General features: G+C 46.5%; 9 protein-coding genes, 9 tRNA genes and 3 rRNA genes. 1 reads left to right on the plus strand and 20 read right to left on the minus strand.

The genetic code is table 11. The features are described 5' to 3' along the window. Positions 1 to 525: 525 nt before the first annotated feature. The 4 genes from M1E09_RS20420 to M1E09_RS20435 form a co-directional block, all read right to left on the minus strand. The gene (locus M1E09_RS20420; RefSeq protein WP_456272652.1) at positions 526 to 774 is read right to left on the minus strand and encodes a spore coat protein; all 249 of its coding nucleotides are present in this window, start codon (positions 772 to 774) and stop codon (positions 526 to 528) included. 129 nt (positions 775 to 903) lie between these two features. Continuing rightward, entirely contained in the window at positions 904 to 1,677 is a 774-nt protein-coding gene (gene tatC, locus M1E09_RS20425; protein WP_456272653.1) for a twin-arginine translocase subunit TatC, read from the minus strand. A gap of 18 nt (positions 1,678 to 1,695) precedes the next feature. Beyond that, positions 1,696 to 1,869, minus strand: a complete 174-nt coding sequence (locus M1E09_RS20430; RefSeq protein WP_421382889.1) for a twin-arginine translocase TatA/TatE family subunit — start codon at positions 1,867 to 1,869, stop codon at positions 1,696 to 1,698. A gap of 49 nt (positions 1,870 to 1,918) precedes the next feature. Next, positions 1,919 to 2,593, minus strand: a complete 675-nt coding sequence (locus M1E09_RS20435) for a redox-sensing transcriptional repressor Rex (protein WP_456272654.1) — start codon at positions 2,591 to 2,593, stop codon at positions 1,919 to 1,921. 367 nt (positions 2,594 to 2,960) lie between these two features. Between M1E09_RS20435 and M1E09_RS20440 the strand changes: the two genes are divergently transcribed. After that, entirely contained in the window at positions 2,961 to 4,895 is a 1,935-nt protein-coding gene (locus M1E09_RS20440) for an ABC-F family ATP-binding cassette domain-containing protein (RefSeq protein ID WP_456272655.1), read from the plus strand. 478 nt (positions 4,896 to 5,373) lie between these two features. On the opposite strand, the gene tsaD is transcribed toward M1E09_RS20440, so the two are convergent. The 16 genes from tsaD to M1E09_RS20520 form a co-directional block, all read right to left on the minus strand. Next, on the minus strand, positions 5,374 to 6,393 hold the full coding sequence (tsaD, locus tag M1E09_RS20445; RefSeq protein WP_456272656.1) for a tRNA (adenosine(37)-N6)-threonylcarbamoyltransferase complex transferase subunit TsaD: 1,020 nt from the start codon (positions 6,391 to 6,393) through the stop codon (positions 5,374 to 5,376). Next, entirely contained in the window at positions 6,386 to 6,838 is a 453-nt protein-coding gene (rimI, locus tag M1E09_RS20450) for a ribosomal protein S18-alanine N-acetyltransferase (RefSeq protein WP_456272657.1), read from the minus strand. The genes tsaD and rimI overlap by 8 nt, the downstream gene beginning before the upstream one ends. A 22-nt stretch (positions 6,839 to 6,860) precedes the next feature. Continuing rightward, positions 6,861 to 7,550 carry a tRNA (adenosine(37)-N6)-threonylcarbamoyltransferase complex dimerization subunit type 1 TsaB gene (gene tsaB / locus M1E09_RS20455; protein WP_456272658.1) on the minus strand — a complete coding sequence of 230 codons (690 nt, stop codon included), beginning with the start codon at positions 7,548 to 7,550 and terminating at the stop codon, positions 6,861 to 6,863. After that, complete coding sequence (tsaE, locus tag M1E09_RS20460; RefSeq protein ID WP_456272659.1) at positions 7,547 to 8,002, minus strand: tRNA (adenosine(37)-N6)-threonylcarbamoyltransferase complex ATPase subunit type 1 TsaE; 456 nt, start codon at positions 8,000 to 8,002, stop codon at positions 7,547 to 7,549. Before tsaE ends, tsaB begins: the two co-directional genes overlap by 4 nt. 164 nt (positions 8,003 to 8,166) lie before the next feature. Next, a tRNA-Asp gene (locus M1E09_RS20465) sits at positions 8,167 to 8,243 on the minus strand. 112 nt (positions 8,244 to 8,355) lie between these two features. Beyond that, positions 8,356 to 8,429: transfer RNA gene (locus M1E09_RS20470), tRNA-Met, on the minus strand. Positions 8,430 to 8,450: 21 nt separating this feature from the next. Continuing rightward, positions 8,451 to 8,567: ribosomal RNA gene (gene rrf / locus M1E09_RS20475) — 5S ribosomal RNA — on the minus strand. Positions 8,568 to 8,650: 83 nt separating this feature from the next. After that, positions 8,651 to 11,586: ribosomal RNA gene (locus M1E09_RS20480) — 23S ribosomal RNA — on the minus strand. A gap of 176 nt (positions 11,587 to 11,762) precedes the next feature. Beyond that, a 16S ribosomal RNA gene (locus M1E09_RS20485) occupies positions 11,763 to 13,314 on the minus strand. Together the 16S, 23S and 5S rRNA genes with 9 tRNA genes alongside form the textbook arrangement of a ribosomal RNA operon. Before the next feature lie 126 nt (positions 13,315 to 13,440). Beyond that, a tRNA-Gly gene (locus M1E09_RS20490) sits at positions 13,441 to 13,514 on the minus strand. A gap of 16 nt (positions 13,515 to 13,530) precedes the next feature. After that, positions 13,531 to 13,607, minus strand: a tRNA-Pro gene (locus tag M1E09_RS20495). A gap of 44 nt (positions 13,608 to 13,651) precedes the next feature. Further along, a tRNA-Arg gene (locus M1E09_RS20500) sits at positions 13,652 to 13,728 on the minus strand. A gap of 21 nt (positions 13,729 to 13,749) precedes the next feature. Further along, a tRNA-Leu gene (locus M1E09_RS20505) sits at positions 13,750 to 13,835 on the minus strand. Positions 13,836 to 13,906: 71 nt separating this feature from the next. Beyond that, positions 13,907 to 13,988: transfer RNA gene (locus M1E09_RS20510), tRNA-Leu, on the minus strand. Positions 13,989 to 14,021: 33 nt separating this feature from the next. Next, positions 14,022 to 14,097 (minus strand) — tRNA-Lys (locus tag M1E09_RS20515). A gap of 4 nt (positions 14,098 to 14,101) precedes the next feature. After that, a tRNA-Gln gene (locus M1E09_RS20520) sits at positions 14,102 to 14,176 on the minus strand. Positions 14,177 to 14,255: the final 79 nt, after the last annotated feature.

The raw sequence follows: 14,255 nt of genomic DNA on the forward strand, positions 1-14,255 counted from the left end.
ATCCCTAATTCCACCACCCCATACGCTCCCTATAGCAACGCCAATTTCATCAAATCTTAATTTCACAACCCCATACGCTCCCTATAGCAACGCCAATTTCATCAAATCCTAATTTCACAACCCCATACGCTCCCTATGCCACCGCCAATTTCATCAATCCCTATTTTCACCACCCCATACGCTCCCTATAGCAACGCCAATTTCATCAAATCCTAATTTCACAACCCCATACGCTCCCTATGGCACCGCTGTTTCCATCAAATCCAAATTCCACCACCCCATACGCTCCTTATGGCACCGCTGTTTCCATCAAATCCAAATTCCACCACCCCATACTGGCTGGGTTCCTCCCTAATAAACCAAAAAAGCTCTCCCGCCACCGACGAAAGAGCCCTCTAATTTGCCCCTGCTCTTATCCGCAGGTTGATTGGGACGGAAGGCAGGGCGACCACACCGTTCAATGTGCTTCCATTATCCAGGAGCACCCACTTTATTTATAAGCAACAATTTATTAAAATAGAGCCTTTAATAATAGTAAGGGTACGGGGCATAAGGATAGTAAGGATATGGGTAATAATACGGTCTTGGCGCCAGCAAAGCACCTGCCGCCAGTCCAGTCAAGAATGGAAAGCCGAAACCAAATCCAAAAGGCCTCCCGAACCCAAAGCCGAATGGACGGCCAAACCCAAAGCCAAACCCTGGACGCCCAAACCCAAAGCCGAATATCCTTTCATCTTTAGGGTCAACAATATGATAATTCCGGTTAAAGTTCACTAGGATCTTCCTCCTCATTCTATTCTCTAATTCATGACACTACAGAGTATGAATAAAAGGAAGCGTCTTCTTGGGTATCCGTCCTTAATTTCCAATATTTTCACATAAAAAAAGGAACAACCGCAAAGGTTATTCCTCTCTCTTTCTTTCTTCTTCATAAATTTCCCGCTGAAGCTCCTGTTCTGCTTCAAGGACTTTCTTATAACCGATCTTTGAGATCCAAATACTGATTTCATATAAGAACAGTAACGGAACTGTCACCATCAAATGGGATACGATATCCGGCGGTGTGATGAATGCAGCAATCACCAGCAGGATAAAGTATGCAAAACGCCTCATCTGCGACATGAACATCGGCGTAATGATTCCCAGGCGGGTCAAAAACAGCATGACCACCGGAAGCTGAAACAAAAATCCGAATGGAAGTGTCAGCTGAAATAAAAAATGAAAGTATTCATTGATGCCGATCACCGTCTGTATATTCAGTTCATCCGACAGATTCATCATGAACTGGACTACATAAGGAAAAAGGACAAAATAAGCAAAGGACAGTCCCCCAAGGAAAAGAATCAAGGAGATCGGGATATAGCTTAAGGTTACTTTTCTTTCTCTTTCAAGCAATCCTGGACTGATGAATGACCACAATTGAAAAAGGATAAGCGGAGATGTGATGATCAGTGCTATGAACACCATCATTTCCAAATAAACTTTTAACGGGTCTGTCAGCCTGAAAGCGTTCATCGTCAGCTCTTTCGCTTCATCTGCATGCTGCAGATACCTGATTAATGGTTCTGCCAAAAAGAAGCTGCCTATAAACGCCAACATGAAGAAAACGACTACAAACATGAGCCGTTTTCTGAGTTCTCCTATATGTTCATAAACTGTCATTTCATTATGACTCATAGCGTTCAATCCTTACATTTACTTAGCGTCTTTATTTTTATCATCATCTTCATCTGCTAAGCCTTTTGTTGCGTTTTTGAATTCACGCAAAGTATTTCCCATCGCTTTACCTAATTCCGGCAATTTCTTCGGTCCGAAAATCAATAGAGCAACGATTGCGATCAATATGAGGCTACCTGGTCCTAGTGGCATAACGTTCACCTCCTCGTTCTATCATAACTTATCAGGTTTGTTTTTGCTATTATGTTCTATTTCCTTCTTGTGACAGTTCCGTGTCATCCCCGGAATAGTTTTTCAAGAAATACACCAGAGATTGCAGCTCGACGGCAAGATCGATGTGATGGATCCTGATATGATCGGGAGCCGTCAGCCTTGCCGGCGTGAAGTTAAGTATACCTTTAATATTGGATTGGACGAGCCTGTCCGTAATGCTTTGGGCAGAACCGACAGGAACGGTCAAAATGGCCACTTCTATGCCATTATCCTCAATATATTTCTCCATATCATCAAGGCTGTACACCGGCACATCACTGATAACCGAACCGACTTTATCCGGTGCGACATCGAAGGCCATCTCAATTTTGGTATTATTATTCTTGATAAAATTATAATGAAGGAATGCCGTCCCTAAATTTCCGACCCCTATCAATACGACCTTGGTCAATTCATCCTGGTCGAGGGTTTTCCTGAAGAAAGATAACAGATAGTTAACATTGTATCCATACCCTTTCTTTCCTAACGCCCCGAAATAGGAAAAATCTCTCCTGATTGTTGCCGAATCTACTTTTACCGCTTCACTCAACTCTTTTGAAGACACTCTTTGTTTCCCGGATGAGTGTAAGTTTTTGATAAATCTATAGTATAACGGCAGCCGTTTAGCTGTCGCTTGTGGAATCTTTGTACTTTCCGGATTCATTGCCATTCCCCCACAATTTAATTCGCTAGAGCTTTTAGCTTACCTCTCCCAAATTCATGCGTTCCTTCTGATAACGCTTCCATATGAATGCGGGAAGTCATCTTTTCATTCTGTGCCTGCAGTGCCGATATGTCAATTCCTTTTCATGGAATATAATAAAATGTTCATAATCTCCCAATGTGCAGGATTCTCTCTTATCATACACCATTTTCAAAATCCTGTCTGTTAATCCAAAAGTCTTAATATTGCCGTCATCCTTGATTTTACGATACACTATCTAGTAAAGATGAATGTTTTTCATGCTTTCTTCGTGCTCTTTCTATCCATGGGAGCAGCGGAAAGAGCCTGATAGATTGAGGTGAATGAATTGATATTGTTACAAGTGAACCAGATTGTGAAGTCCTTCGGCGCCGATCTGATATTATCCAATATAAAACTCGAAATACAAAACCGGGATAGAATTGCCCTTGTCGGCCGTAATGGTGCAGGAAAATCGACGTTATTAAAGATTATTTCCGGGCAGATGTCATATGATTCAGGAGAGATCATTAAACCGAAAGAAGTGTCGACCGGTTACCTGGCTCAACATACCGGATTGGAATCAGGCCTGTCCATTTGGGACGAAATGCTGTCTGTTTTTGATGATCTGCGCAAACTTGAGGGTGACCTGCGCAAACTTGAACAGGAAATGGCAGACCCGTCCGTTTATGAAAACGAAGAGAAATATAATAGAGTGCTAAAAGAATATGATGTACTTCAAGTTAAATTCAAAGAATCCGGCGGATACCAATTCGAGGCCGACATCCGGTCTGTCCTTCATGGATTGAATTTTGCAGACTTTGATTATAGTACTCCGATTGCCACCCTTAGCGGAGGGCAAAAAACAAGGCTTGCTCTGGGAAAATTGCTCCTGACAAAGCCGGATATCCTCATTCTCGATGAACCTACCAACCACCTGGATATCGATACGCTTTCCTGGCTGGAACAGTATCTCCAAGGCTATGAGGGTGCGATTCTCATCGTTTCCCATGACCGTTACTTTCTGGACAAAGTCGTTAACCAGGTATATGAAGTATCACGTGCCAACTCAAAAAAATATTTTGGTAACTACAGTCAGTTCCTCGAAATGAAAGCAGAAATGTTCGAGAGGGAAATGAAACAGTTCGAACGCCAGCAAGAGGAAGTCGCCAAGCTGCAGGATTTTATCCAACGGAATATCGCCCGTGCCTCTACTACCAAACAAGCTCAGAGCAGACGCAAAAAGCTCGAGCGTATGGAGTTGATGGACAGGCCTCAAGGAGATGAGAAATCAGCTAACTTCTCTTTCGCCATCGACCGCCAAAGTGGGAACGATGTGCTTAAGGTAAACGACCTTGCCATTGGATATGGAAATGATGTGATTTCGTCTTCCCTGACTTTGTCGATGTCAAAAGGGGACAGCGTGGCTCTCGTCGGGCCTAACGGAGTCGGAAAATCAACCCTTTTGAAAACATTGATCAAAAGACTGGACCCTATTGAAGGAAGTTTTTCATTCGGTTCCAATGTATCCATTGGTTACTATGATCAGGAACAGGCCGAATTATCATCCAATAAAACGGTTTTAAACGAACTCTGGGATGAATACCCGATGAAAGATGAAAAAGAGATCCGGACTGTCCTTGGGAACTTCTTATTTTCTGGTGAAGATGTCCTGAAGCCTGTAACAGCTCTCAGCGGCGGAGAGAAAGCAAGACTTGCCCTTTCCAAGCTCATGCTCCAAAAGGCAAATCTCCTTATCCTGGATGAGCCTACCAACCACTTGGACCTTGATAGCAAAGAAGTGCTGGAAGCTGCCTTGATCGATTACCCAGGCACCATCTTATTTGTTTCGCATGATCGTTACTTCATCAACAGAATTGCCACGAAAGTGATTGAACTGTCCGTAAACGAAGCAACAGAATTTCTTGGAGACTATGATTATTATCTTCAAAAGAAAAGAGAGACGCTGGAACTTGCCCAATTGGAAGAGAACAGCAAAGCTAAAGAACAGACTAATCCCAAACAGGAAAAACAAAACTATCAGCTCGACAAAGAAGCGAAAAAGCTTGAGAGGCAGCGCAGAAGGCGCGTGGAAGAGTTAGAAGGACTGATGGAAGAACTTGAGGAGAAAGTCAGTACCATCGAAGCCGAGTTATGTGACCCGGATGTCTTTCAAGATCATGAACGAGTCATTAAACTGAATTCAGAATTGGAAGAAGCAAAACAATCATTAGATGCCTATATGGAAGAATGGACAGAAGTTGAAGAGTTACTTCAATCATAAAAAGCGCAAACTCCCCGTTTAGACACGACAGAAAAATGTTCCAAAGAGAAAAAAAGGCTGCAGGAATCGACTCCCGCAGCCTTTATATATGTAAGTGATTCAGTTATTCACATAGAAAACAAGACTATTTCATTATTTAGTCAGTGTACTCCACAAAGTTATTCACAGAACAATTGTTAATTTCTCTTTATTCACAACACTTTTCCACATTATCCACAATTTAATCCACAGTTATCCCCATTACTAACAGAAAAATAGGAATATTTTCCTTAGGATTTTACACATACATCTGCCTACTTACTAACAACTTATCCACAAACTGTGTACAAAACACATGTTCTTATTTCCTATCGAAGAATTACAGTATTTTTATTAGTATTTTCCCACATTTTATCCCCATAAACTTTTAATAGCTTTTGAAATCATCCACTTTTTATCCCCATATTTAAAAAAGCTTGAGAGATTTTATCCCTCAAGCTTAAAAATTCTCGATATCCAATCCAGGATTCGCATTCATCGCCATTGACCCTCTTTTTCCCTTTTCAAATTGGATCGTCCCTGCTGCAGCAATCATTGCTGCATTATCTGTACAAAGTGAAAGAGGAGGAATAATAAGTTCAATGGGCTCAAGTCCACTGAATTCTTTTTCCAAAGCACTTCTCAGCCCTTTATTAGCTGCTACCCCTCCAGCAAGCAGTACCTGCTGTACCTTAAGTCTTTTCGCTGCTTTTCCCGTCTTGGTTACCAGGACATCAATGACACTTTCCTGAAAACTTGCAGCCAACGTTTCTGGAGGAATAGTTTCCCCGCGCTGCTCAGCATTGTGGACAGTGTTGATAACAGCTGATTTAAGTCCACTGAAGCTAAAGTCAAAAGAGTCAGCCTCAAGCCATGCCCTCGGCAGATCAATCTCTGGTTTCCCTTCAGCAGCCAGCCGGTCAATGTGAGGGCCGCCCGGATATGGAAGCCCCAGTGTGCGTGCTACCTTGTCATAGGCTTCCCCTGCAGCATCATCTCTTGTTTCTCCAATCACTTCAAATGAACCATGTTCTTTCATATACACCAATTCAGTATGGCCGCCTGAAACAACTAGTGAAAGCAGCGGAAATTTCATCTCCGTTACCAAACGGTTGGCATAAATATGGCCAGCAATATGATGGACTCCAATAAGAGGGAGATCTTGAGCAAAAGCTAATGCCTTTGCAGCGTTGACACCGATCAGCAAAGCACCTACAAGTCCAGGCCCTTCTGTAACAGCTATAGCATCCATTTCCTTCAAGGTCATACCGGCTTGTTCCAACGCTTCCTCAATGACGATGGTGATTTGTTCTACATGGTGTCTGGAAGCAATCTCTGGAACAACCCCCCCAAAACGCTTATGGCTTTCGATCTGGGAAGCCACAACATTGGAAAGAATCTCTTTCCCGTTTTTCACGATAGCCACAGCTGTCTCATCACAGCTTGTTTCCATTCCCAGTATATACGTGTCTTTACTCATATAATTTCACCCACATAACTAATGCATCCTCTTGGTTGTCAGAATAATAATTTTTACGGATCCCGCCTTCCTGGAATCCAAACTTTCTGTATAATGATTGTGCCGGAGTATTACTTACCCTTACTTCAAGTGTCATCGATGCTGCACCCATTTCCTTGGCTATCTCCACCATTGCGCCCAAAAGCCTGTCTCCCAAGCCTTTGCCCCGGTAAGATGGCAGCACGGCCACATTGGTGATATGCCCCTCATCCACAATGATCCAAACACCGCAATACCCAACAACTTGCCCATTGTCTTCAATAACTATGTATGTGGCAAAGTGGTTCTTCTCAATTTCATTGAAAAAAGCGTCCCTGCTCCATGGAATGGAAAAAGAATTAACCTCCACTTGCATCACATCATCCAAATCTTCGATACTCATCAACCTGATTGTGTAATCACTCATAATCTAATCCTCAATATCACTACTATTTTTGAGATTCTCTCCACTTGGCTTCTGCTTCAGCGAGCCTGATATAGTTAGGTACCAGTTCATGGACAGGCACTTCATCGGACTCCATTCCCAGCCTGATCAACTCTGAAGGGCGAGGGTTATGGCTGGCCATATCAGCAAATTCCGCCTGGTCTCCAAGCTTCTCACTCAAAACTTCCCGATGAACCAAGATATCATGGCCTGTAAATAGAACTCTTTCATCAAATGTTGTTAAAAATTCCGCCCACTCTGCTGCAGGAAGATTGGCATCCTCTTTCATACATTGCAACTTTCCATCTTGGAACTTATAGAGCCCTGTATACAGCTGGCCGCGGCGTGCATCAAACAGCGGGGCTATCAAGCCGTTATAGTATCTGCCCGAAGATGCCAAGACGGCCAGACTCGAAACAGCTGCCACAGGAATTCCCAATGACCATGCAAGAGTTTTAGCAAGGGTAACCCCAATTCTTACTCCCGTATAAGAGCCCGGCCCGTTTGCCACCACTATTTTATCAAGCTCACAGGGAGCAACGCCGCATTCCTTCATCAGCATCTCCACTGCCGGCATGGCTCTCAAAGAATGGTTTTTCTTTATATTGGTGATGAATTCACCGATTATTTCATTGTCACTGGATAGCGCAATTCCTAATTGATAATTGGACGTGTCAATCGCCAGGATTTTCATTCAAAAATCTCCTTACATAACATTTCATAACGGGAGCCGGATGGTTCAAGCATAATCATTCTCTCGTGCTCTGACTTTCTTCTGATGGTCACAGCAAGCTTCTCTTCCGGCAGTTGTTCTTCAATCAAGTGAGCCCACTCAACTACCGTGACACCTCCGCCAAGGAAGTATTCATCAAAACCAAGATCCTCAAAAGAATCATCCAACCGGTAGACATCCATATGATACAGAGGCAGGCGCCCCTGATATTCTTTAATAATCGTAAAGGTAGGACTGTTCACATTCCTTGTAACACCCAAGCCCTTGGCCAAGCCTTTTGTAAAAGTCGTCTTTCCTGCACCCAGATCTCCTTCTAAAGTGAGAACATCATTCTCTGCAAGCTTTTCCGCAAGCCTGCCGGCAAACTCTGCTGTCTGATCTGGACTGCCGGATACTAATTCATACGTAGACATAAATTTCTCCTTTGATGGTATAAAAAAACCTTAGGATAAATGCATTTCCTAAGGATGAAGTATATATGTAGTTTACCCGATTTAGGCAAGTTGAGCAAAAAATCTTTCCTTTAGACATAAAAAAATAACGAAACATGGTTTCGCTATACTCATAAAGTAATAGATGGCGGTCCGGACGGGACTCGAACCCGCGACCTCCTGCGTGACAGGCAGGCATTCTAACCAACTGAACTACCGGACCAAAGATTTTTGCCGACAGGCAAAATATCTGTCCTTAATGTAAGGACTAGATTCTGATTGACAAAATATCTATCCTTAATATAAGAATTAGATACTTGTTTAAAAAAATGGTATTGCGGGGGCAGGATTTGAACCTGCGACCTTCGGGTTATGAGCCCGACGAGCTACCGAACTGCTCCACCCCGCGACGATATAAAAGATTGTTACAGCCTGGCGACGTCCTACTCTCACAGGGGGAGATCCCCCAACTACCATCGGCGCTGAAGAGCTTAACTTCCGTGTTCGGCATGGGAACGGGTGTGACCTCTTCGCCTTAATCACCAGACTGTATTCAGTTGAAAGAACATCGTTCTCTCAAAACTAGATAAAGTATGAAGAAAAGAAAGTATTCCGAGTTTCGCTATAATTGTGGTTAAGTCCTCGATCGATTAGTATCTGTCAGCTGCACGTGTCGCCACGCTTCCACCTCAGACCTATCTACCTGATCATCTTTCAGGGATCTTACTCACATAAAGTGATGGGAAATCTCATCTCGAGGGGGGCTTCATGCTTAGATGCTTTCAGCACTTATCCCTTCCGCACATAGCTACCCAGCGATGCCTTTGGCAAGACAACTGGTACACCAGCGGTGCGTCCATCCCGGTCCTCTCGTACTAAGGACAGCTCCTCTCAAATTTCCTGCGCCCACGACGGATAGGGACCGAACTGTCTCACGACGTTCTGAACCCAGCTCGCGTACCGCTTTAATGGGCGAACAGCCCAACCCTTGGGACCGACTACAGCCCCAGGATGCGATGAGCCGACATCGAGGTGCCAAACCTCCCCGTCGATGTGGACTCTTGGGGGAGATAAGCCTGTTATCCCCGGGGTAGCTTTTATCCGTTGAGCGATGGCCCTTCCATGCGGAACCACCGGATCACTAAGCCCGACTTTCGTCCCTGCTCGACTTGTAGGTCTCGCAGTCAAGCTCCCTTGTGCCTTTACACTCTGCGAATGATTTCCAACCATTCTGAGGGAACCTTTGGGCGCCTCCGTTACTCTTTAGGAGGCGACCGCCCCAGTCAAACTGCCCACCTGACACTGTCTCCCACCCCGATCAGGGGCGAGGGTTAGAAGTTCAACACAGCCAGGGTAGTATCCCACCAGCGCCTCCACCGAAGCTGGCGCTCCGGTTTCCAAGGCTCCTACCTATCCTGTACAAGCTGTGCCAAAATTCAATATCAGGCTACAGTAAAGCTCCACGGGGTCTTTCCGTCCTGTCGCGGGTAACCTGCATCTTCACAGGTACTATAATTTCACCGAGTCTCTCGTTGAGACAGTGCCCAGATCGTTGCGCCTTTCGTGCGGGTCGGAACTTACCCGACAAGGAATTTCGCTACCTTAGGACCGTTATAGTTACGGCCGCCGTTTACTGGGGCTTCGGTTCGCACCTTCGCTTGCGCTAAGCACTCCCCTTAACCTTCCAGCACCGGGCAGGCGTCAGCCCCTATACTTCGCCTTACGGCTTCGCAGAGACCTGTGTTTTTGCTAAACAGTCGCCTGGGCCTATTCACTGCGGCTCTCTCGGGCTTGCACCCTAACAGAGCACCCCTTCTCCCGAAGTTACGGGGTCATTTTGCCGAGTTCCTTAACGAGAGTTCTCTCGCTCACCTTAGGATTCTCTCCTCGCCTACCTGTGTCGGTTTGCGGTACGGGCACCTTTTTCCTCGCTAGAGGCTTTTCTTGGCAGTGTGGAATCAGGAACTTCGGTACTATATTTCCCTCGCTATCACAGCTCAGCCTTCACGGTGACGGGATTTGCCTCATCACCAGCCTAACTGCTTAGACGCGCATATCCAGCAGCGCGCTTACCCTATCCTCCTGCGTCCCCCCATTGCTCAAACGGAAAAGAGGTGGTACAGGAATATCAACCTGTTGTCCATCGCCTACGCCTTTCGGCCTCGGCTTAGGTCCCGACTAACCCTGAGCGGACGAGCCTTCCTCAGGAAACCTTAGGCATTCGGTGGACAGGATTCTCACCTGTCTTTCGCTACTCATACCGGCATTCTCACTTCTAAGCGCTCCACCAGTCCTTACGGTCCAGCTTCTCAGCCCTTAGAACGCTCTCCTACCACTGACACCAAACGGTGTCAATCCACAGCTTCGGTGATACGTTTAGCCCCGGTACATTTTCGGCGCAGAGTCACTCGACCAGTGAGCTATTACGCACTCTTTAAATGGTGGCTGCTTCTAAGCCAACATCCTGGTTGTCTAAGCAACTACACATCCTTTTCCACTTAACGTATACTTTGGGACCTTAGCTGGTGGTCTGGGCTGTTTCCCTTTCGACTACGGATCTTATCACTCGCAGTCTGACTCCCATGGATAAGTCTTTGGCATTCGGAGTTTGTCTGAATTCGGTAACCCGATGAGGGCCCCTAGTCCAAACAGTGCTCTACCTCCAAGACTCTTACTACATGAGGCTAGCCCTAAAGCTATTTCGGAGAGAACCAGCTATCTCCAAGTTCGATTGGAATTTCTCCGCTACCCACACCTCATCCCCGCACTTTTCAACGTGCGTGGGTTCGGGCCTCCATTCAGTGTTACCTGAACTTCACCCTGGACATGGGTAGATCACCTGGTTTCGGGTCTACGACCACATACTCATTCGCCCTATTCAGACTCGCTTTCGCTGCGGCTCCGTCTTTCCGACTTAACCTTGCATGGGATCGTAACTCGCCGGTTCATTCTACAAAAGGCACGCCATCACCCGTTAACGGGCTCTGACTACTTGTAGGCACACGGTTTCAGGTTCTATTTCACTCCCCTTCCGGGGTGCTTTTCACCTTTCCCTCACGGTACTGGTTCACTATCGGTCACTAGGGAGTATTTAGCCTTGGGAGATGGTCCTCCCAGCTTCCGACGGGATTTCACGTGTCCCGCCGTACTCAGGATCCACTCAAGAGGGAACGAAGTTTCGACTACAGGGTTATTACCTTCTGTGACGAGCCTTTCCAGACTTCTTCGTCTACTTCGTTCCTTTGTAACTCCGTATAGAGTGTCCTACAACCCCAAGAGGCAAGCCTCTTGGTTTGGGCTAATCCCGTTTCGCTCGCCGCTACTCAGGGAATCGCGTTTGCTTTCTCTTCCTCCGGGTACTTAGATGTTTCAGTTCCCCGGGTCTGCCTTCCATACTCTATGTATTCAAATATGGATACTGCACCATTACGTGCAGTGGGTTCCCCCATTCGGAAATCTCCGGATCAAAGCTTACTTACAGCTCCCCGAAGCATATCGGTGTTAGTCCCGTCCTTCATCGGCTCCTAGTGCCAAGGCATCCACCGTGCGCCCTTTCTAACTTAACCAAATGGTTAATCAAACAATATCTCATAAGAGATATCCTAAAATGGCAAATTCTCGGTTCTTTCTTGACTTTCTTCATATATCTTTATCTAGTTTTCAAAGAACAATGTTTTGACGGTATTAAACCATCAAAACTGAACAAAACAAAATCAAATCGTCACGTCTCATATATCCTTAGAAAGGAGGTGATCCAGCCGCACCTTCCGATACGGCTACCTTGTTACGACTTCACCCCAATCATCTGTCCCACCTTAGGCGGCTGGCTCCAAAAGGTTACCTCACCGACTTCGGGTGTTACAAACTCTCGTGGTGTGACGGGCGGTGTGTACAAGGCCCGGGAACGTATTCACCGCGGCATGCTGATCCGCGATTACTAGCGATTCCAGCTTCATGCAGGCGAGTTGCAGCCTGCAATCCGAACTGAGAACGGTTTTATGGGATTTGCTAAACCTCGCGGTCTTGCTGCCCTTTGTACCGTCCATTGTAGCACGTGTGTAGCCCAGGTCATAAGGGGCATGATGATTTGACGTCATCCCCACCTTCCTCCGGTTTGTCACCGGCAGTCATCTTAGAGTGCCCAACTGAATGCTGGCAACTAAGATCAAGGGTTGCGCTCGTTGCGGGACTTAACCCAACATCTCACGACACGAGCTGACGACAACCATGCACCACCTGTCACTCTGTCCCCCGAAGGGGAAAGCCCTATCTCTAGGGTTGTCAGAGGATGTCAAGACCTGGTAAGGTTCTTCGCGTTGCTTCGAATTAAACCACATGCTCCACCGCTTGTGCGGGCCCCCGTCAATTCCTTTGAGTTTCAGTCTTGCGACCGTACTCCCCAGGCGGAGTGCTTAATGCGTTAGCTGCAGCACTAAAGGGCGGAAACCCTCTAACACTTAGCACTCATCGTTTACGGCGTGGACTACCAGGGTATCTAATCCTGTTTGCTCCCCACGCTTTCGCGCCTCAGCGTCAGTTACAGACCAGAAAGTCGCCTTCGCCACTGGTGTTCCTCCACATATCTACGCATTTCACCGCTACACGTGGAATTCCACTTTCCTCTTCTGTACTCAAGTCCCCCAGTTTCCAATGACCCTCCACGGTTGAGCCGTGGGCTTTCACATCAGACTTAAGAGACCGCCTGCGCGCGCTTTACGCCCAATAATTCCGGACAACGCTTGCCACCTACGTATTACCGCGGCTGCTGGCACGTAGTTAGCCGTGGCTTTCTGGTTAGGTACCGTCAAGGTACCGCCCTATTCGAACGGTACTTGTTCTTCCCTAACAACAGAGCTTTACGATCCGAAAACCTTCATCACTCACGCGGCGTTGCTCCGTCAGACTTTCGTCCATTGCGGAAGATTCCCTACTGCTGCCTCCCGTAGGAGTCTGGGCCGTGTCTCAGTCCCAGTGTGGCCGATCACCCTCTCAGGTCGGCTACGCATCGTCGCCTTGGTGAGCCGTTACCTCACCAACTAGCTAATGCGCCGCGGGTCCATCTGTAAGTGGTAGCTAAAAGCCACCTTTCCACTTTTCCTCATGCGAGGAAAAGAAATATCCGGTATTAGCCCCGGTTTCCCGGAGTTATCCCAGTCTTACAGGCAGGTTACCCACGTGTTACTCACCCGTCCGCCGCTGACTTCAGGGAGCAAGCTCCCATCAGTCCGCTCGACTTGCATGTATTAGGCACGCCGCCAGCGTTCGTCCTGAGCCAGGATCAAACTCTCCGATAGAAGTTTGACTTGCTCATTTGCTAATTTTAAAGTGTTAGCAACTTTGTAAGAACTGTGTTCTTACTAGAATTAACGTTGACGTTTTGTCTTGTTTTGTTCAGTTTTCAAGGTTCAATCAGTATATTATGGAGCGGGTGAAGGGAATCGAACCCTCATCATCAGCTTGGAAGGCTGAGGTTTTACCACTAAACTACACCCGCATATTAAATTGCTCACTGGTCGGGAAGACAGGATTTGAACCTGCGACCCCTTGGTCCCAAACCAAGTGCTCTACCAAGCTGAGCTACTCCCCGTTTTGTCTCTCATTCCTCAAAACAGGATTGAGTTGATTTGTAAATGGCGCGCCCGAGAGGAGTCGAACCCCTAACCTTTTGATCCGTAGTCAAACGCTCTATCCAATTGAGCTACGGGCGCAATTTGTTTGCATTGCTTAATTGGTGCGGCCGAGAGGAGTCGAACCTCCACGGGGTTGCCCCCACTAGGCCCTCAACCTAGCGCGTCTGCCATTCCGCCACGACCGCGTTGAAAAGCGACAAGATCTATTATATAATTTCTAGCGTTAGATGTCAATAACCTTTTTTAAAAAGAAAAGTGCGGGTGAAGGGACTTGAACCCCCACGCCTTGCGGCGCCAGATCCTAAGTCTGGTGCGTCTGCCAATTCCGCCACACCCGCATGATGAAAGTTATTTTGCTGCGCAAAAAACTTTGGTGAGCCATGAAGGACTCGAACCTTCGACCCTCTGATTAAAAGTCAGATGCTCTACCAACTGAGCTAATGGCTCTTAATGGCTGGGCTAGCTGGATTCGAACCAACGCATGTCGCAGTCAAAGTGCGATGCCTTACCGCTTGGCTATAGCCCATCATTTTTAAATTCTCGCAAACGCGAGGTTTATAATATAACATGTTTTATTGAACAGTGTCAAGCACTTTCCTCAAAAA

This window comes from Bacillus sp. AK031, assembly GCF_053903065.1.